At 39.7% G+C, this 18362-nt stretch carries 15 protein-coding genes and 2 pseudogenes; 9 read left to right on the top strand and 8 right to left on the bottom strand.

What is annotated here, in order from left to right; translation table 11 throughout:
* Positions 1 to 11 precede the first annotated feature (11 nt).
* Positions 12 to 140 (top strand): annotated as a pseudogene (locus ACKTT2_RS22895) (ROK family protein); the annotation flags it as partial.
* A 6-nt stretch (positions 141 to 146) separates the two neighbouring features.
* Here ACKTT2_RS22895 and ACKTT2_RS52375 read toward each other — a convergent pair.
* Together ACKTT2_RS52375 and ACKTT2_RS22890 are read right to left on the bottom strand one after the other, a co-directional pair.
* Positions 147 to 260, bottom strand: a pseudogene (locus ACKTT2_RS52375) (PIN domain-containing protein); the annotation flags it as partial.
* Complete coding sequence (locus ACKTT2_RS22890; protein ID WP_407890763.1) at positions 257 to 523, bottom strand: UPF0175 family protein; 267 nt, start codon at positions 521 to 523, stop codon at positions 257 to 259. The gene ACKTT2_RS22890 and the pseudogene ACKTT2_RS52375, both read right to left, overlap by 4 nt.
* Before the next feature lie 562 nt (positions 524 to 1085).
* Between ACKTT2_RS22890 and ACKTT2_RS22885 the strand changes: the two genes are divergently transcribed.
* Positions 1086 to 1712: a hypothetical protein gene (locus ACKTT2_RS22885; protein WP_407890761.1), complete on the top strand. Its 627-nt coding sequence runs from the start codon at positions 1086 to 1088 to the stop codon at positions 1710 to 1712.
* Between the two features lie 135 nt (positions 1713 to 1847).
* On the opposite strand, the gene ACKTT2_RS22880 is transcribed toward ACKTT2_RS22885, so the two are convergent.
* The gene (locus ACKTT2_RS22880; RefSeq protein ID WP_407890759.1) at positions 1848 to 2864 is read right to left on the bottom strand and encodes a glutathione S-transferase family protein; all 1017 of its coding nucleotides are present in this window, start codon (positions 2862 to 2864) and stop codon (positions 1848 to 1850) included.
* A 434-nt stretch (positions 2865 to 3298) separates the two neighbouring features.
* On the opposite strand from ACKTT2_RS22880, the gene ACKTT2_RS22875 reads away from it, so the two are divergent.
* Together ACKTT2_RS22875 and ACKTT2_RS22870 are read left to right on the top strand one after the other, a co-directional pair.
* Positions 3299 to 4684 carry a protein kinase domain-containing protein gene (locus tag ACKTT2_RS22875; protein WP_407890757.1) on the top strand — a complete coding sequence of 462 codons (1386 nt, stop codon included), beginning with the start codon at positions 3299 to 3301 and terminating at the stop codon, positions 4682 to 4684.
* Between the two features lie 270 nt (positions 4685 to 4954).
* Positions 4955 to 6433 carry an ABC transporter substrate-binding protein gene (locus tag ACKTT2_RS22870; RefSeq protein ID WP_407890755.1) on the top strand — a complete coding sequence of 493 codons (1479 nt, stop codon included), beginning with the start codon at positions 4955 to 4957 and terminating at the stop codon, positions 6431 to 6433.
* 94 nt (positions 6434 to 6527) lie between these two features.
* Here ACKTT2_RS22870 and ACKTT2_RS22865 read toward each other — a convergent pair whose 3' ends face one another.
* Positions 6528 to 7208 carry an HAD family hydrolase gene (locus tag ACKTT2_RS22865; protein WP_407890753.1) on the bottom strand — a complete coding sequence of 227 codons (681 nt, stop codon included), beginning with the start codon at positions 7206 to 7208 and terminating at the stop codon, positions 6528 to 6530.
* A gap of 214 nt (positions 7209 to 7422) precedes the next feature.
* Here ACKTT2_RS22865 and ACKTT2_RS22860 point away from each other — a divergent pair, with 214 nt between their 5' ends.
* A complete protein-coding gene (locus ACKTT2_RS22860; RefSeq protein WP_407890751.1) occupies positions 7423 to 8202 on the top strand; it encodes a glucosamine-6-phosphate deaminase in 780 nt (259 codons plus the stop codon).
* Positions 8203 to 8455: 253 nt separating this feature from the next.
* Here ACKTT2_RS22860 and ACKTT2_RS22855 read toward each other — a convergent pair whose 3' ends face one another.
* Positions 8456 to 9439: an SGNH/GDSL hydrolase family protein gene (locus tag ACKTT2_RS22855; protein WP_407890749.1), complete on the bottom strand. Its 984-nt coding sequence runs from the start codon at positions 9437 to 9439 to the stop codon at positions 8456 to 8458.
* Between the two features lie 273 nt (positions 9440 to 9712).
* On the opposite strand from ACKTT2_RS22855, the gene ACKTT2_RS22850 reads away from it, so the two are divergent.
* Positions 9713 to 10555 (top strand): metallophosphoesterase, encoded by an 843-nt coding sequence (locus tag ACKTT2_RS22850; protein WP_407890747.1) that lies wholly within the window; start codon positions 9713 to 9715, stop codon positions 10553 to 10555.
* Between the two features lie 737 nt (positions 10556 to 11292).
* Here ACKTT2_RS22850 and ACKTT2_RS22845 read toward each other — a convergent pair.
* Positions 11293 to 13293, bottom strand: coding sequence for a WD40 domain-containing protein (locus ACKTT2_RS22845; RefSeq protein WP_407890745.1), 2001 nt, complete (start codon positions 13291 to 13293; stop codon positions 11293 to 11295).
* Here ACKTT2_RS22845 and ACKTT2_RS22840 point away from each other — a divergent pair.
* Positions 13279 to 13494, top strand: coding sequence for a hypothetical protein (locus tag ACKTT2_RS22840; RefSeq protein WP_407890743.1), 216 nt, complete (start codon positions 13279 to 13281; stop codon positions 13492 to 13494). The genes ACKTT2_RS22845 and ACKTT2_RS22840 overlap by 15 nt on opposite strands.
* Before the next feature lie 58 nt (positions 13495 to 13552).
* Here the strand turns inward: ACKTT2_RS22840 and ACKTT2_RS22835 are convergent, their stop codons facing one another.
* Both ACKTT2_RS22835 and ACKTT2_RS22830 read right to left on the bottom strand, forming a co-directional pair.
* Entirely contained in the window at positions 13553 to 14179 is a 627-nt protein-coding gene (locus tag ACKTT2_RS22835; RefSeq protein WP_407890843.1) for a J domain-containing protein, read from the bottom strand.
* 72 nt (positions 14180 to 14251) lie between these two features.
* Positions 14252 to 15697 carry a WD40 domain-containing protein gene (locus ACKTT2_RS22830; RefSeq protein WP_407890740.1) on the bottom strand — a complete coding sequence of 482 codons (1446 nt, stop codon included), beginning with the start codon at positions 15695 to 15697 and terminating at the stop codon, positions 14252 to 14254.
* Positions 15698 to 15727: 30 nt separating this feature from the next.
* Between ACKTT2_RS22830 and ACKTT2_RS22825 the strand changes: the two genes are divergently transcribed.
* Both ACKTT2_RS22825 and ACKTT2_RS22820 read left to right on the top strand, forming a co-directional pair.
* On the top strand, positions 15728 to 16927 hold the full coding sequence (locus ACKTT2_RS22825) for a tocopherol cyclase family protein (RefSeq protein WP_407890738.1): 1200 nt from the start codon (positions 15728 to 15730) through the stop codon (positions 16925 to 16927).
* Positions 16928 to 17720: 793 nt separating this feature from the next.
* Positions 17721 to 18251: a YdcF family protein gene (locus ACKTT2_RS22820; RefSeq protein WP_407890841.1), complete on the top strand. Its 531-nt coding sequence runs from the start codon at positions 17721 to 17723 to the stop codon at positions 18249 to 18251.
* Positions 18252 to 18362: the final 111 nt, after the last annotated feature.

The raw sequence follows: 18362 nt of genomic DNA, 5'->3' as shown, positions 1-18362 counted from the left end.
ATCTCTTTATTATAGGAAGCAGTGTAGATAATGATGCCAATGTTGTAGCTTTGGGCAAGTATCGCTTTGGTGCGGGTCAGGGATACGATAGCTTGTTTTATATGACTGTCAGTACTGGTGTGGGGGGCGGTTGGATAATTATTTAGCTCATCAGCTACAACTTGAGGGATTATGACTACACGGTAGAGTTCTTGCAATATGTCGATCTGGTCGATGAGCAATAGGTAACAAATTGGGGAAGTATCAGAGACGATAATCATTGCACTCTAAATTCCTTAAGAGTTTGAATATCTCTTTCTAATTCAGTCGCATCATAATTAAGATAAACACCCATCCTTTTCAAAAAGGCATGAGTTTCTAAACGAGACTCTAACTGAAGTATTTGTCGGACTTCAGATGTACTAATTTCCCCACAACGATAAGCATCAGCGACAATCACTTCTAATAGTCTACGAGAAAGGCTGCCCCATGCTTGGTCTAACCGGTTGGCAATTTCATCGGGAATTTCAACTGTGATTTGCATAGAGTATTCTAGCGATAGCAGTAGTTTTATTCCATTTTAATCATGTCACCTTGCTTAGAAACATATAACTTAGCATCAGTTGACTACAGGACTTACAGGTTCTCCACTGTCAGTAGACTAAAAAGTTTTGTAAGCGTTAAAAAAAGTAGCCTATGATACAGCTTTTCGAGAGTTCAAAAGAGTCGATCGCTTATAATAATACGTAGAGACCCTGCTTATGTAATTTGAAAGGTTGCCATGAGTAATTATACTTCTATCAAAATAATTGTTGAATTATCAGCGTTGGCAAATGAGTTTATTAAAAAAAGTAAGTACTAAATATAAGCGAAACGAGCGCTTAAGGCATATTGGTTTGTACTTATTTGCCTTTGTTCCTTGGACAATAGTTTTAGGACTTCTTGGCTGGTCTTATTATGATTCAAAACAAACAGAAAATCAGGAATGAAGTTAAAGTCAATAGTAACTTTTTGCTGTCCTTATCGAATATCTATTTTGTATCAAAAATATTTTTTTTGTTCTCGCTAGTCAACTTTGTTGAAAATAACAACAGGTTAAAATTTTTATGACTACTGACTTAACATCAAAAGTATCCCCTGATTTTCTAACCGTGCTTTCTCAAGCCGTGGCTTTCTATCAAGGACAGACAAATCAACGTCCTTCTGCTGAATCCGTCGTTGATGCATTGCTGCAAGCAGAAAAAGCTGCCAAACAACAAAGACTGACTTATGCATTTGAACCTCTTTTAGGTAAATGGCGATTATGTTTTACCACTGGAACTAAAAAATTGAGAAAGCGAGGGGGAATTGTTTTGGGTAAAGGCTTTTATATGCCTAAGTTAACTCCAGCCCATATTTCCTTTAGTGCGGCTTCTCAAGAAGATAAAAATTTAGGCAAAGGAGCAATTACTAATTCTGTTCAATTAAGCCCAATATTTTTAAAATTTGAGGGATTAGCTCAGTACTTAGGAAAAAAGAACTTGCTAGCATTCGATTTCAATCGCATACAATTGCAACTCTTTGGTCGAACTATTTACAGTGGAAATGTAAGAGGTGGTAAAGTTCAGGCTGCAAATTTTTACAACCAATCCATTGCTAAATTGCCCTTTTTTGCCTTCTTCCTAGTTACAGAAAACTTCATTGCAGCCCGTGGTCGTGGAGGTGGTTTAGCACTTTGGATTCGCGAACATTGACCACTCCCCAGCTTACAGATTTCCAAAAAATAAATTCTTCATCTTGTGGTTCATTTAGGTGAAAACTGCTGTAAAAACAGTAGCCCGCACAGGCGGGCTTTGTTTGTATAGCCTTACACTTCTAGTGTAGGATAACTACGATCGCTTGGCGCTTGGTTCGTAAAGGTAAGTCATATCGGGACCAGAGGGGATAATACCGCCCGGATTGAGAGGAAAAAGATTGCCATAATAATCCCGCTTGACACTTTCCACGTCACAAGTGTCAGCAACACCAGGAAGTTGGTACAAGTCCCGTAAGTAAGCGCTGAGATTTTGATAATCTTTAATTCTTTTACGATTGCACTTAAAAAGTCCGTGGTACGCACTATCAAAGCGAAATAATGTAGTAAATAGACGGACATCCGCTAATGTTACAGTATTTCCACATAAATATCGACTTGAACTAAGCGTATCTTCAATTTTATCTAAAGTTGTGAAGAGTTCATTGGAAACTTTATCGTAAGCCTCCTGAGTTTGAGCAAAACCACAACGATAAACACCATTATTAACACTTGTATAAATCAAATCATTCCAATCATCAATTTTCTGTTTGAGTTCCGTCGGGTACAAATCTAAAGTCGGATTTTGAGCAAACTCGTTAAACTCCGAATTCAGCATAACGATAATTTCTGAACTCTCATTATTAACGATGGTTTTAGTCTGGTTATCCCACAAAACCGGAACCGTACTCCGTCCCGTATAACCCGCTTCAGCAAGCTGATATAGTTCAGCAAGGGTACGACAACCAACATAATCTTGGTTAAAGATCCAACCTCCTTCTATTGGAGAAGGGTCAACAACAGTAACTGGTATAATTTCCTCAAGCCCTTTGAGTGCTCGAACAACAAGAGTCCGGTGCGCCCAAGGACAACTCATTCCTACTATTAAGCTGTAACGATTTGCGGCGGGTAAGTACTGGTTGTCTGCCTTTGTTCCTACAAAGTTCCGGAAATAACTGCTTGGACGAATGTATTCTCCTGATGTGTTGCGGGGGGCTAGCTTTGACATCATCATATGCCAGAGAGTGACCCAAACAAACTTTCCTAGCTTAATGATGAGTTTTGGTGGAAGTGACCTTCTTTTGTTATTGGTCTTGGAAATCTCTACTTTCATGGGAATTGTCCCCAAACATACAACTCGAACTAAAAACAGCAGAATATAGCACTCCTAAATTATTTGTAACGTAGTAACGTAGGGTGGTCAATGCCCACCACTAAGACTTTTGGTGGGTATTGCCCACCCTACGTGTATTTCATAAATCAAATAGGATTGCTATATTAATTAGATCTTGCACCAAATTTTTGGCAAGTGCGAGCTAACATAGTTTTCATATATTTACGAATCGGGAATAGTTGAGACAAGGTTCTTCCAACCTATTTTCAGTAATGAAACTCTATTATTTTATACATATACAACCAGAATAAAAACTTATTTTTCCCAAGTCTATAATAGAGTTAGTGTTCATAAACTCAATTATTTGTTACATCGACTTAGCTAACACCTAAGACACTCTCATGTATATTCTTTAATAAAGATTAATATATAATATGCTTTGCTGCCTAAATCCTGAGTGTTCTCAACCTATAAATCCAGATAGAACAAAGTTCTGCATCAATTGCGGAGCAGAATTAGTATCTCTCCTAAGAAATCGTTATCGTGTTATTAAGCCGCTAGGAGGGGGAGGATTTGCTCGTACTTATCTTGCAGAAGATATGGATAAGTTGGATGAGCATTGTGCTGTCAAACAACTCGCACCACAAGTTCAAGGGAGTTGGTCGCTGAAAAAAGCAACAGAGTTATTTCAACAAGAAGCAAAACGGCTACAACATTTGGGAGAGCATCCTCAAATTCCTCACCTATACGCCTATTTTAAGCAAGATGACTACTTGTACTTAGTGCAGCAGTTTATCAAAGGGCAAAATTTAATGGAAGAATTAAAACAGCAGGGGGTATTTGATGAAGTAAAAATTCGAGGCGTTTTGCATGATTTATTACCAGTTATAGCAGCAGTCCATCAGCAACAGGTAATTCACCGAGATATTAAGCCAGAAAATATCCTTCGCCGGGAAAGCGATGGGAGATTGGTACTAATTGATTTTGGAGTAGCCAAGCAGAAGACAAGCACAGCAGTCGCAACCGCAAATCATCAACCGGGAACATACATTGGTTCTTTTGGTTATGCACCGCTCGAGCAAATGCAAAAAGGTGAGGCTTATCCATCTAGCGATCTTTATAGCTTAGGAGGCACTTGCTTTCATCTGCTAACCAATGCTCATCCCATAGACATCTGGTTAAGAGAGGGTTATAGCTGGGTTTCTAGATGGAGACAATACGTACAACAACCAATCAGTCAAGAATTAGCTCACATTCTCGATAAGTTGTTGCAAGTTTATCACGAAGAGCGTTATCAATCAGCAAGAGCTGTTTTACAAGATTTAAATTTTAAATCGCTACCACAACAATCTTTCTCTACATCACGACTTGGTTCGTTTTCAACAATACTTTCTCCGCACCAACCCTCAACAATCCCCTCATACACTCAACCACCAAGCCCAGACCCATCCTTGTATCTCAAAAAACTACTGCCAACAGCAGTTATTGCAGGATCGGGAAGCTCATTTTTAGCGCTTATCCTTCTAAGTTTCTTAGAAACAGTTTGGATGAGTTCTGGTATTTGGTTACTACTTTTGGGAGTTATTATCTTTTTTCAGACTCTCTCAATTTCCGAAAAAACTTATTTGTTTACTGTTTCTGCAATTACAACATTGTTTATTTTCCTGGTTTATCAAAGCTTGTCGATTTCCAATCTTCTTAAATCCGGTTTACATGGGCTGGGAATTTTTATACTGCTAGTTCTACTTGCTGGATTGTTATCTTTTGCTCTGCTCAATTTATCACAACTTTTAAATAAATTGATTTCTAATTATTTTTAATTAAGAACATGGAACTTTCTTACCTCCTATGCTCGCAACGCGGGAATGAAAACTTTTTAACCCTACGCTGTATTTTCAAGACAGATATCCACGCTCAAATGTCCACAACGAGGAAATGAAAATAATTCTTTACCCATGCCCAATGACGCGCTCTGTGCTATCTCCTTACGGAGACGCTACGCGAACAACTAGTGGTAACCACAAGCTAGCACTGGCTCCCCAATGCCCTATTTTCTAAATAGAATATAAATTTTATTTTAGGTTATTTATATGAATGAGAAAGAAAACATCAGGTTGCTTGCTTCTTTTTTGATAGCTGGAGCATTAATAACAGGTATTTTGTGGTTATTAGGTAAATTTGTCAGTCCACAACAAACGAACAATCAATTACCAGATTCAGGCTCGATAAGTGTCACCTCAAATGACAACATAAGTTTGGGTGAGGAGATTTTTATTACTAAAAACAACTCTACTGAAAAAATAGAAGGGAGTAAAGCATTTGCCAAAGGCGATTTTGCCACGGCTGTCCAGCAATTTACCGCTGCTTTGAATAAGAATCGCAACGATCCAGAAACTTTAATTTATTTAAATAACGCTAATGCCGAATCACATAAAAGTAATACAAAACCTATAAAAGTTAGTGTTCTTTTGCCATTAGGAACAGTAGATCAAGCAGAAGAGACTTTACGCGGAGTAGCTCAAGCTCAAGATGCGCTTAATAACAGCCGTGACAAAATTAATGGAGCTTGGTTACAACTTCAAATTGCGGCAATTCCAAATTTTAGAGACACTCAAGCTATTGAAAGTCTAAATCGGCGCTTGATTGACGATCCAAGCATATTAGCCTCTGTAGGGTTTACTCGCGATCCGTCTATTTATAACGATCGCAAGTTAGTCATGGTTTCTACTGGTAATGTAAGTTCCAGGCAATCGTTCCAGGGGCAACAATATGTATTCTATGCTACTCATAAACCTAGTATTTTTAGCGACAAGCTGGCTGAATATATAGTGAAAAGAACTGGTATAAAAAATATCGCTATTTGTAAAGATTCGTCATCACAACAAACACAAGACAGATCGAGAGAGCCGAGTATCAATAGAGAAACCCTTATAAAACTACACCAAGAATCTATTAAAAGTAGTAAGTATCAAGGTAAAGTCACTAATACAAATTGTGATTTTGGTGACAGTACCCCAGTAGGCGATATTTTAAGACGAGCCAGAACAGATGGAGCAGAAGGTTTACTATTATTTCCTAGTTACCGCTCAATTAATAATCCCAATTCAAAGTTTTTCGAGTTGATACGAGAAAATAAAAAACAAGGGGAGCTACCACTGTTTGGTTATCAAAATATGTACAACAGCAGAATGTTGAAGTATGGAAGAGAGAACTTAAACAAAATGGTATTAGCTGTACCTTGGCATCGAGATGCAAATCCAGACAATCCTTTCTCTACAGAAGCTTCCCATCTTTGGGGTGGTGAAGTCAGCCCGCACACTGCGATCGTGTATGATGCACTTCAAGCAATTATTACAGGCTTGCGAGAAGACAGCACTCGTGAAGGTTTACAAAAAACTCTGTCTAAACCTGACTTCGTAGCTTTCGGTGCAGCCGGAAGAATTAAATTTTCACCACAAGGCGAACGCGATCGCGAAGGGGGAGTTTTTCTTGTCAGAGTTGAACCCTGTAACTCTGGTAGAGGTTGCGAATCAGATTCTCAACTTCGTTTTAATTTGATAGAAAATTAAACCGCAGCCTGTAGCAGATGGACGCGGATAGTTGTTTTTATACTGTCTGCGCGCGTCCGCGTTCATCTGCGGTTCAAAAACTAAAACTCTAATACTAACTCAAAGAAGCTAAATCCGGCAATACCAGTGAATTCAAATGCGTCCACAGTTGCAGATCGGTAAAATCTGGAATTGTCATAAATGCCCCAATTGCTAAAAGAACCTTTGGATCTTGGGTGGAAGTCACACCAACCGTAGGGATACCAGCACCAACAGCAGAACGAATCCCAGATGGTGAGTCTTCAAGTACAATAGCTTGTTCTGCTGTTATACCTAAGTGCTTTAGCGATACTTGGTAAGGTGCGGGGTCTGGTTTGCCTGCTATGCAATCTTCTCCTAGGACAATTGTATCAAAGACTTTCTGAATATCCAAAACTTCTAACATAAATTGTACGTTGAGTTTTGGTGCGTTTGTGACTAAAGTACGTTTGAGTTTATGCGTATCTGTCCATGCTATAAGTTCTGCAAATCCATCCATAGGCTTGAGAATTTCTCTGGCTTTTTGCCGGAAAAGTTCCTCTTTGTCGTCTGCAAATCTTACACTTTCTTCCGATGATAATTGTGGTAGTAAATCTTCTATAATTTGTGGGTTTGTTCGCCCGCTTATTCTGGATTTATAAAATGTTTCGTCAATATCCATGCCATAATCTCTCAGCATTTCCCGCCACGCTTGGTAGTGTATTGGGTCAGTATTGGCAATCGTCCCATCTAAGTCAAAAAGAATTGCTGCCAGCATGGTTTTTACCGTGTAAACTCTTGTAAAGTTTCTTTAAATAGTTTACACTCTTTTTTCCAAATTTGTTATCTCACAACATTCAATAAGAAGAAAAAACTATAATTAATTATCCAAATTGTGACAACCTATAGATACGAGTAAGGGTTGTCGGGTAAGTATACCCTTACTCGTTTCCTTTTCCTAAGTTAGAGTCACAGATTTTCTGTATAGTCCAATGCCAACTGCAAAAAAGTCTTTCCGTGTCGATGCTCTACAAGTACAGGTTTACAAATCAGAAGTCGAACTAGCGCTGGATGTTGCAGAAACAACACAACAGTATTTAAAGAACATCCTCCTAAAGAAAGAAACGGCTGCTTTATTATTAGCAACAGGGAATTCTCAACTTAAATTTCTTGATGCTTTGATTGCAAATGGTGGTATTGATTGGTCGCGAATTATCTTGTTTCATTTAGATGAATACTTGGGTATTGCATCTAACCATTCTGCTAGTTTCCGCCATTATTTACGAGAACGTGTAGAAAATCGGGTAAATCCTAAAATGTTTCACTATATTGAAGGTGATACCTTACAACCTTTGATAGAATGCGATCGCTATACCAAATTACTGCAAGCACAACCAATAGACTTATGCTGTCTTGGGGTTGGCGAAAACGGGCATCTCGCTTTTAACGATCCTACAGTCGCTGACTTTAACGATTCCTATGCAGTAAAACTCGTGAAGCTAGATGATACAAACCGCCAACAACAAGTTAATACGGGTTATTTCTCAAAATTAGAAGCTGTTCCGCAGTACGCTTTTACCGTCACGATTCCGTTGATTTGTTCTGCTCAAAAAATTATCTGTCTTGCACAAGGAAAACGCAAAGAAAAAATTGTACAACGGATGTTGCATGGAGACGTGACTGCTAATTGTCCTGCTTCTATTCTTCAAAGGTGCGATCGAGCAACATTATTTTTGGATGTAGATTCTGCTGCTTTAGTAGAAATACCTTAATATCATCAAGGGGGGACGGCGTTAGCAGGGGGGTGAATTTTCTTACAACTCATTTAAGATTGCTATGTGAGTATCCTATTAAAGGCAATTCTAGATTAACCAGAAGCCAAAACTGCACCGCTTATGTGGTGCAGTTTTGAGTAGTTTACAAGTTTCTACACATTATTTTCCTTTCCATGTGGTACACTAGTACCAGTGCCATCACAAATCCCACCATACATTGGTGGGTTTTTCTATTTCCATCATAGTATCTTTATCGCTGTCCCGTCTGAAGTGGTGCAAACTCCTTAGCAATCTCTTCACTCACATTATCGGGACAAAGCACTGAAAAGACTACTTTAGCCAACATCAGATGGGTTGTGGTTGTTGGGTGTAAATCATCCCAGAAAAAGAACTTACCTGTACCTTGCTGAGATTGAGCAATTTTGTTAAGTTTAGGGTCAGTAACATTTGTGAAACCAAATTTTGCTGGGTTATTAATGATTTGACTAAAGATTGAATTAATATCGAACAAGATAATATTCGCACTCTCGTCATAAGAGGACTTTAACGCATCAAAAGCTTTTGCCAAACCCGCGTTATGAGCTTTTGTTAATTCATTCAGTAAAATAGATTTCTGAGAGTCATTACGAGTTAACGGCACTACACCTAAATCTGGTAAATTGAGAACCAATATATTCCGAGCACCTATTTTAGCAAGTGAGGAGACAGCGTTTACCAGATTTTGAATAGGTAAGGTAGGGTCAGTCACGCCACCACCCAAGTAATCGTTACTCCCAGCCCACACAATGTAAAGACCTTGAGAGTTAACATCCTGACGGTTTTCCTTAACAGATGCAGTAAAGTTGTTAATTTGTTGCTGCAATCCCGGTAAGTTTAGAGGGTTATCGGGAATCATGGTATTCGCACTTCCTGTATTAGCACCACCTGTCGCAAAATTTGTGCTTCTGTTCGTCGTCAATCCCATCAAGAGTGCAAGATATTCTACCCATACCAAACCATTAGAAAAATGACCTTGAAAGTATGGCGGTGATGGTGGGCTTCCCTCACCTTTCGCTTTCTTTGTCGCGTCAAAAGCATTACCAAGATCGCTAAGACTATCACCAAATACGTAAAGAGCAGTGTATTTATTCTGGAATTGTAGTACTCCTCTGGTATCTGGTGTAAAAGATTCGCCTTCTAAATCGGGGCTGAGATGGCGATACTGATTCACCATATCATAGAGATTAACGTGCATAGCTGTAGTTTCTCCTCGAAGCTGAAATGTTTTTGTTGAAAAACAAAGGCAAGAATAATCACTTGAACCTTGCTATATATGATATGGAGTACAGCAGATTGTACTTATGCACAGCAACCACCTATAACTCTCAATTCATTGTTTCTGCAAAATTTTCAACAAAAAACATCAATCTTTTCATAAATTTTTAGCTAAGGCATCTGCAGTAACAGATTTATCTGGATAATGATTTGTTAAGCTGTAAGCGCTGGTAGGAGGAGCAATGTCAGCGTAATGCACTGGTTGTTATCTGGTCGTTTGAAAGTAGAGAAGTTAAAGGTAAAGATAGAGGGCTTACCAGAATCGTTACACGGTACGAAGCTGGTACATCTATCTGACTTGCACTATGATGGCTTGCGATTGTCAGAAAAAATGTTACAAGAAGCGATCGCAATTAGCAATGAAGCGCAACCCGATTTAGTTGTACTTACAGGTGATTATGTAACCGACGATCCATTACCCATTCAGCAGCTGGTGCTACGACTCAAGCATCTTCAAAGTCGTGCTGGAATTTATGCTGTGCTGGGCAATCATGACATATATTACAAACGTTCAAAAACTATAGTTACGGATGCACTTAACAGCATAGGTGCTACAGTACTTTGGAATGAAATCGGTTATCCATTTGGGGAAGAACTACCATTTGTGGGGTTAGCTGATTATTGGTCGCGAGAATTTAACCCCAAACTAGTAATGGATCTGTTAGATGCTACCAAACCTTGTATCGTATTATCCCACAATCCCGACACAGCAGAGATTTTGCAACAATGGCGAGTTGATTTACAATTATCCGGTCATACTCACGGCGGTCAAATTGTGCTTCCAATAATCGGACCTGTTGTGGTTTATTACAAAAAGTTTGTTCGCAAAGTTTCTAAAAAAATTCGACGCTGGGTGCCTTACTTGCGAGGAGACTGTGCCAAAGTCGTCAAACATTGGGAATGGGCACAAGGTTTTCATACAGTAGGAACAAATCAGCTTTACGTCAATCGCGGTTTAGGAACTTATCCCCCAGGGCGTTTGTTCTGCCGACCTGAAGTGACTATCCTGACTCTAGTTAAAAATGACCAGAGATAAAAAATAGGATGAGTCGCCTAGACACACCTATAACAATTAACCGCCAATAGCTACTGTAGGTTCAAAGCAAGCAGCTATTGGCGGTTTATGGGTAATTCGATCGATTGACAAAAAAACAGAAAGTAACTTAACTAAGGTGGACAGAATTTCGCAACTTAAACCCGTTCAGAAATTTGTGTTCTTTATATTCCAGCTAGGCAGGCATTTTTTCTGTGCGTTCAATAACCTCCAAATTAACTCAATAACTTCATCTTTAGGCGAAAACACATTTACGGAACACAAAACCTGACTGGCGATCGCGAATTCACTAGATGCAGGTGGCACTCGGCTCTAGTAGATACTTTTGACTTAACTTGTTTAGTGCCTATGTTCAAATTAACACGCCCTTTTGGTAACGGTCACAATTTTTACCTAATTTTATTACCCTTAACTTTCCTTAATATTATCTTAAATTTTCTATAACTTAGTGAGTGGTCCCTCACATTAATGTTGATGAGCTGGACGCGGTAGTAGGGTGGGCACTGCCCACCAATAGTCTTATGTGGCGGTCATTACCCACCCTACGTGAAGTTCAAAGATAGTTATAGTTATATGGCTTACTGTGATTTTCGATTAAGTGAAGTTATCCAAACTTTTGAGTTGACAGTTAATGAGACTTCCGGGCTGTTTGCAAATATTCCAGAAGAAGAGTGTAGCGATTTACTGGTAACCATTTTCCGCGAAAATGTTATGACGACTTATTTACATGGTAATAACTTAATTGTTTTATCTCCACTACCACTTGTTGCTAAAGTTTTACCATCAGGGCTAAAAGCAACACAATAAACAGCATCGTCATTTGCTGTAAAAGAGCGAATTTCCTGACCTGTATCAACTTGCCAAAGCTTAACTGTTTTGTCTCTACTACCACTTGCCAAAGTTTTGCCATCAGGACTAAAGGTGACAGAATAAACATCATCTGTATGCCCTGAAAATGTTTGTACTTCTTGACCATTAGGCAATTGCCAAATTTTGATAGTTTTGTCGCTACTACCACTTGCTATTTGCTTTCCACTAGGGCTAAAAGCAACAGAATTTATCCCTCCAAAAGAATCAGAATTTCCTTTAAGAGTTAAAAATTTATCCTCAGATAAATACCAAACTTTGATAGTTTTATCATTACCAGCACCTCCACTTGCTAAAATCTTACCGTCAGGGCTAAAAGCAACGCATAAAACTTCATCAGAATGTCCTTGAATGGTATTAATTTCTTTATAAGTATCCGTAGACCAAAGTTTAATAGTTTTATCTTTAGAGCCACTAGCTATAGTTTTTCCATCTGGGCTAAAAGCAACACTATAAACTTTATCTTTATGCCCAGTAAACGCGAACAGTTCTTCTCCTGTCACAACATTCCATAACTTAACAGTTTTATCGTCGCTTCCACTAACTAAAATCTTGCCATCAGGACTAAAAGCAACTGCATTCACTCGCGACGGTTCTTCTTTCCCTTGAAGTGTACGGGCTGCCTTTTTAGGGATATCCCAAATTTTTATAGTTTTGTCATGGCTTCCACTTGCTAGAACTTCTCCATTAAAACTAAAAACAACGGACATAACTCTATCTGTATGCCCTTGAAGAACATTTTGAAAGAGTATTTCCTGCACGCTTGGAGATACAGTAGGATCTGGTGTTGATAGTATTGTTTGTTGATTAGTTGGTGGATTTAAGGGTTGTTGTAAGCTAACAGGTTCTGAAAGTTTAGTATTCTGTGGCTTTGTTGGAATTGGCGCGAGTAATTTGATATTTGCTTGTGGCAATGGAATCTCAAAATTTTTGTTTTGTTCGCTTTCAGTCTCATTTTGAAATTGAGGTTTTGTCTTGGTCACTAACTCGGTTAACGCTCGTACTTCTGTTTGGAGTTGAGCCAAAGTGTTGAAACATTCTTCTATCTGCTTTTGAGTGTTGCTACTCAGTTGTTGTGTAAAACCGTCAAGTTGTGTGAAGCGCTGTTCCCAATTCTGTTGTTTGGTGGTTTGATTTGACTGCTGTTTAAAAGCATCGAGTTGAGCTAAACCTTGAGTGACAGGTTCGAGTTGTTTTAGAGTGTTAGCACTCAGTTGCTGCATTCCGGTTTCAATTTGAACGATCCGTTGCTCCCAACGCTTGAGTTCCTGAAGTTGTTGTTGGATAGTTTGATTTAACTGTTGTGTGAAACTGTCCACTTGAGATAACCGCTGGTTAAGTGGATTTATTTGGTTTTGTGTGTTTTCACTAAATTGTCGTATAAAAGTATCAAGCTGGGTTAAGTGCTGTCGAAAAGCATCAATATTTTGTGTTTGCCGATCCCTTTGTAATTCTTGGACTTGTTGTTGAAATGTTGTTCTCAAATCTCGAACTGTTGTCTCAAATTGTTCGAGACGTTGCGTAAAAGTATCTAAACTTTGCTGTTGCTGGTTTTGAAGCTTTTCGAGTTGTTCTCCTGTAGTTGTACTCAGGTTTTGAGTCAAAGTATCAAAGTTAGCAAGACGCTGACGGAGTGGGTTGAGAAGTAGGTCTTGTTTTACAAGCGTTTCTTGCAAGTTCTGCTCTTTCAAGTACTTTAAACGTTCCCGATTGGCAACGTTGAGGCAGACTGAGATTGTGAGGGGAGTTGCTACATAAATTATTTGTTGAGTGAGCGTTGTTGCGACTAATCCTAATGCAGCAAGAGAAATTGAGGCGTATTCGCTAACCTCTAGCCAATGAAGTTTGGTCATGATGGGTGGTCTGCTGTGGTTGGCACTTGGAGAGAAAACAGCTGGATCTGGCAACGCGATTTTCAGAACCTACCTTCATCTTCTTCCAATACACACAGACAAACTGTGCTTGGAATTTCTCATTTACTAAGGATGAAGGGACTGGGGACTGGGGACTGGGGACTGGGGACTGAGTACTGGGGACTGGGGACTGGGGACTGAGTACTAGGGACTGGGGAATTCTTACTCCCAATCCCCAATCCCTAATCCCCAATCCCCTTTATCGGTATCGCCGATTAAACCCAAGTAAACTCTTTATCCACTGAAAAAACCTGCCTATCAGGGATTTTGACTTAGATTTCCGTTTCGAGCGTTTGGAACGTCTTGATGAGGGTGACGAATAATTTTCTCTAATCCTTAACTGCCCTTCTAATTGTGCTGCTTTATCTAAATCTGAGGCGGCTCGATGTTCGTAACCGAGCATGGAACAAACATACCCACGGTACTTGTATGCTTCTGTGTAATTTGGATTGAGGCGAATAGCGTGAGTAAAGTCGGTTAAGGCGTCTTCGTATCTTCCTAATTTTGCGTTCTCGACTCCATCGTTGTAAAATGCCTCGGCGTTGAAGCGATTTACATAAACTCTTGCGATTGGCTTTTGATAAGATTCACTTGTGCGAGCGCTCTGTTGTGTATAAGTCGGTTGATAGGATTTGAGTTTGTTATAAGCTTCATTAATAAGTTTTATTTTTTCCTCTGCTTCTTGCTTTTGCAGCGTTTGTGGAAAATTATCTGGATGCCATATTTTGACCAGATTGCGATAGGCATGCTTGATCTCCGCTTGCGACGCACCGGGTTTTAGTTCTAATACAGAATAAGCTTCTTCTATGCTCATGCGATCGCTCATACGGAGAATTGGGATGCACTGTAAATCTCTATTAATTATTCCCAAAAAACTTTCATGTTTTTCCAGAAATTGCTAACTTTGCCAAATCTTAATTGTTGTGTCTCGACTGCTACTAATGAGGGTTTTTCCATCGGGACTAAAAGCAACAGCATTTACCGAGTCAGAGTGATGACCTATAGCGTATAGTTGCTCTCCATTGTCAATCTGCCAAAACCTTACACTTCTATCCGCACTACCACTGACAATTTGCCGACCATCGGGACTCATTGTAACAGACAAAACAGCGTCACTATGTCCTGTTAAAGAATTATTTTGCTTACCTGTATTTAGATCCCACAATTTAATAGTTTTGTCGTAACTTCCACTAGCTAACATTTGTCCATTAGAAGCGATCGCAACACACATGACTCTACCCATATGTTTATTAAAACTCTGTAAAACTTTTTTACTTTTTAGATGCCAAACTTTGATACTATTGTCACCACTTCCACTGACTAAAATTTCTCCATTTGGACTAAGAGCTAAAGAATTTACGGAGTAAGAATGACCTTTGAGAACGTGCAGCAATTGTTCCATACCTATGTGTGTAATTTTGATGGTGGTATCCCGACCTCCGCTAAACATCAATTGACCATCAAGACTCAAAGCAATGGAAAAAACCGGAGTTGCATGAACTTTGAGCGTCTTTAGTAATTTACCTGATGCAACTTCCCAAATCATGACATTACAGTCATCGCTACCACTCACTAAAGTTTTACTATCAGGACTAAATGCAAGACATCTCACCCATTTAATATGACCTGTCAGAGTATGTAAAACTTTTCCGGTGTTAAGATGCCAAATTTTTATTGTGTTATCACTACTTCCACTTGCAAAAGTTTGACCATCTGGACTAATTGCGATCGACAAAACCCAATTAGCATGATTGAGAGTGTGAATGCATTTCCAAGGAGAGGTAACTGTTGATTTACTTGATGGTTGTGATGTATTTTGAGGAGGTTTTGAAGCTGGTGCAGTCACTTCATGTTTTCTGGCTTCTCGTTCTAGTCTTGTAGCATTTCTAAAATCTGAAGCGGCTCTATTTTCCCATCCCATTTTTGAACAGGCAAGCCCTCGATATTTGTATGCGTCAAAGTAATTAGGATTGAGGCGTATTGCTTTCGTAAAATTCTCAATTGCGGCAATATAATTTTTTTGTTGGGCTTGTTCTATGCCCCATTTATAAAAAGTTTCAGCATCGGAACGATTAGAGTAAATTTTTGTTTTACTTGTTGAAGTTGTATTTCTAGAAGCAGATGGTTTTGCCAAGCTTGGTTTTATAAACTTTAGTAATTCATAAGCTTGGTTAATTCTTTTAATTTTTTCCTCAGCCTCTTGCTTTTGCTTAGCTTCGGAAAAACCATCGGGATGCCAAGTTTTTGCCAGTTTGCGGTAAGCAAGCTTGACATCCTCTTGTGATGCATCAGCAGTCAGCCCAAGAATATCATAGGCAAGCTTTATGTCCAAGCGATCGCTCATACTAGTAAAAATAATATCAATTGTAAATCCATGCTAACTTTTCTCAGAAATCCTTATCATTCCATTCAAACACCCCATAGCGGTTACCACTGGGATGGTACGAGTCGCCGCTTCTTTGAAGGCTGGTATTATCGCGTCACTCTACCGCAAGAAGGTCAAACATTTGCTTTCATGTACTCAATAGAAGACCCAAAAGGAGGTCAACCTCACAGTGGCGGTGCAGCACAAATTCTTGGTCCAAACGATGAGTATTTGTGGCGTACCTTTCCCGACACCAGTAAATTTTGGGCAAGTCGAGACGTACTAGGCTTAGGACATTGGGGAAAAATAGGGGTTAGGGATTGGCGATTAGGGATTGGGGAAAAACCTGATGCTCAATCGCCCTTCGGGTTCGCAGTCCCCTACGGAGGGAAACCCTCCTTCAGGGCTGTCTCACCAATCGCCAATCCCCAATACATACATCCCCAAGAATTTGAACGCAATATTTTAGAAGGCTATCAAGCAACAGCAACTCTAAACCAAGGAGTTATTAAAGATCCTGCAACTGGTCAGTATTGTCGTTGGCAATACGAAATTCAACCCATCTACGGTTGGGGCGATAGAGGTGGTATTCAGCAATCCACTGCAGGTTTGCTGTCATTTCTACAAATTTTTGAGCCGGGATGGCAAATTTTAATGGCACACGGCTTAGCTTCTGGCTGGATTGATTGGAATGGCAAACGTTATGAATTTACCAATGCTCCAGCGTATAGTGAGAAAAATTGGGGAGGCGCTTTCCCGCAAAAATGGTTTTGGGTAAATTGCAATAGCTTTGAAGGAGAACCAGACCTTGCCTTAACTGCAGGCGGAGGAAGGCGTGGTGTTTTGTGGTGGATGGAATCCGTGGCGATGGTAGGTTTGCACTATCAGGGGAAATTTTACGAATTTGTACCTTGGAACTCTCAAGTCAAGTGGAATATTAGCTCTTGGGGAAAATGGCAAATCCAAGCAAAAAATTCTCGCTATGAAGTTGAGGTTACAGGGACTACCAATCTACCCGGAACTCCTTTACGTGCGCCTACAGCCAATGGTTTACTTTTCTGTTGTCGCGACACAATGCAAGGAGAGTTAAATTTAGAACTGCGAGACAATAATACTGAAAAAGGAAAAATTATCCTGAAGGCAAGTAGCTTCCTTTGTGGATTAGAGATAGGAGGAAAAGGCTGGGAAAACTCCTGGCAGTCCCACTAAAAGTGGTATCATAGTAGTGATGTTATTTTTTTGGGGCTGTAGCTCAGTTGGATAGAGCGAGCGCCTCCTGAAGTATCGGGCACCATAGGGGAAACTCTATGAGTGAATGTGGTTAAATTCGGTGAACCCTAAAGAGTTAAGAACCCTTCATGGGAAAACTATAAGGGAATACCGAGCCAAGCCGAAGTAAATTGTTATTTGTCTTTGGTCATTAGTCATTGGTCATTAGTAATACCAAATGACAAACGACAAAGGACAAATGACAAAAATTATTCGGAAGGTGTAGAGACTAGTAAGCCACCGCCTAAAGGTACGAAGCCTATGGTGAAGGTATAGTCCAGAGAGTGGGGAAACTCACACAAATCTGAAGCGCTAGGCCGCCGGTTCGAATCTGGCCAGTCCCGTTTTAAATGAAGTTAGTAGATAGTGGTTAGTCAGTAAAGTGCTGGTTCACTTAGTCTTTGTTTTTACCCCACCCTAACCCTCCCCTTGCTAAGGGGAGGGAATTGGAGAGCTAATCTCCCCCCTTTCCAAGATGAGGGAATTGGAGAGCTAATCTCCCCCTTTCCAAGATGAGGGAATTGGAGATCTAATCTCCCCCCTTTCCAAGGGGGGACTAAGGGGGGTAAATTCGACTTGCGTACTCCTGCTTTATGTATTACTGTCGCAATTCCTTGCATCCCTACTAACAACTAACAACCAACAACTAACAACTAACAACCAATGTTCAAAGTAGTCACTCTTTGATAGAACCTTGAGCAAGACACCATTGAAAGCTATTTCTTCTCGGTTTATGCTTTTAGCCTTACCAGTTATGTTGTGGTGGGGTTACAAAGAAATGCAAAGCCAATTTGTGCGACCCCAAGCAATTTTAGTCTTGGGTGGTTCAACATCAAAATTAGAGCGAGAAAAGTTTACAACAGATCTTGCTCGCCAAAACCCACACTTACCTATTTGGATTACTGGAGGTAGTCCACCAACAATAACGAAAAAAGTATTTAAAAAAGCTGGAATCGATCCGAAGCGTTTACATTTAGATTACAGGGCGCAAAATACAGTAGAAAATTTTACAACGCTTGTTGATGATTTAGAACAAAAGGGAATTAAGAGTGTCTATCTTGTAACTTCAGATTATCATATGCGTCGCGCTCGCGTGATTGGTAAAATTGTTTTAGGGAGTCGGGGAATTAATATTAAACCAGTGGCAGTTCCTTCTCGAACGTCTCCCGAACCAATAGAAAAATCTATCCGCGATGGCGTAAGAGCAATTGTTTGGATAGCCACTGGTTATACAGGAAGTGAAGAGTTTCAAGCAGATAATTAATAAAGTATCAGTACCTTGTCTTGTAGTGCGGGCATCTTGCCTGCCACTTATTTAGGACGGGCAAGATGCCCATCCCACAAGAAATTTTGAGAGATTTTTCTTTAGAAGTCT

It is taken from the genome of Scytonema hankhaensis NUACC26 (assembly GCF_045865695.1).
Taxonomy (GTDB): Bacteria; Cyanobacteriota; Cyanobacteriia; order Cyanobacteriales; family Nostocaceae; genus Scytonema.
The sequence above is the reverse complement of the archived record's forward strand: the minus strand, read 5'-3'. Positions and strand labels throughout refer to the sequence as shown.

What these genes read in the sequence shown, in the direction of transcription:
- ACKTT2_RS22890 (WP_407890763.1), bottom strand. Translation starts at nt 523, where the DNA reads ATGCAAATCACAGTTGAAATTCCCGATGAAATTGCCAACCGGTTAGAC.
- ACKTT2_RS22885 (WP_407890761.1), top strand. Translation starts at nt 1,086, where the DNA reads ATGACTACTGACTTAACATCAAAAGTATCCCCTGATTTTCTAACCGTG.
- ACKTT2_RS22880 (WP_407890759.1), bottom strand. Translation starts at nt 2,864, where the DNA reads ATGAAAGTAGAGATTTCCAAGACCAATAACAAAAGAAGGTCACTTCCA.
- ACKTT2_RS22875 (WP_407890757.1), top strand. Translation starts at nt 3,299, where the DNA reads ATGCTTTGCTGCCTAAATCCTGAGTGTTCTCAACCTATAAATCCAGAT.
- ACKTT2_RS22870 (WP_407890755.1), top strand. Translation starts at nt 4,955, where the DNA reads ATGAATGAGAAAGAAAACATCAGGTTGCTTGCTTCTTTTTTGATAGCT.
- ACKTT2_RS22865 (WP_407890753.1), bottom strand. Translation starts at nt 7,208, where the DNA reads ATGCTGGCAGCAATTCTTTTTGACTTAGATGGGACGATTGCCAATACT.
- ACKTT2_RS22860 (WP_407890751.1), top strand. Translation starts at nt 7,423, where the DNA reads ATGCCAACTGCAAAAAAGTCTTTCCGTGTCGATGCTCTACAAGTACAG.
- ACKTT2_RS22855 (WP_407890749.1), bottom strand. Translation starts at nt 9,439, where the DNA reads ATGCACGTTAATCTCTATGATATGGTGAATCAGTATCGCCATCTCAGC.
- ACKTT2_RS22850 (WP_407890747.1), top strand. Translation starts at nt 9,713, where the DNA reads ATGCACTGGTTGTTATCTGGTCGTTTGAAAGTAGAGAAGTTAAAGGTA.
- ACKTT2_RS22840 (WP_407890743.1), top strand. Translation starts at nt 13,279, where the DNA reads ATGAAGTTTGGTCATGATGGGTGGTCTGCTGTGGTTGGCACTTGGAGA.
- ACKTT2_RS22845 (WP_407890745.1), bottom strand. Translation starts at nt 13,293, where the DNA reads ATGACCAAACTTCATTGGCTAGAGGTTAGCGAATACGCCTCAATTTCT.
- ACKTT2_RS22835 (WP_407890843.1), bottom strand. Translation starts at nt 14,179, where the DNA reads ATGAGCGATCGCATGAGCATAGAAGAAGCTTATTCTGTATTAGAACTA.
- ACKTT2_RS22830 (WP_407890740.1), bottom strand. Translation starts at nt 15,697, where the DNA reads ATGAGCGATCGCTTGGACATAAAGCTTGCCTATGATATTCTTGGGCTG.
- ACKTT2_RS22825 (WP_407890738.1), top strand. Translation starts at nt 15,728, where the DNA reads ATGCTAACTTTTCTCAGAAATCCTTATCATTCCATTCAAACACCCCAT.
- ACKTT2_RS22820 (WP_407890841.1), top strand. Translation starts at nt 17,721, where the DNA reads ATGCTTTTAGCCTTACCAGTTATGTTGTGGTGGGGTTACAAAGAAATG.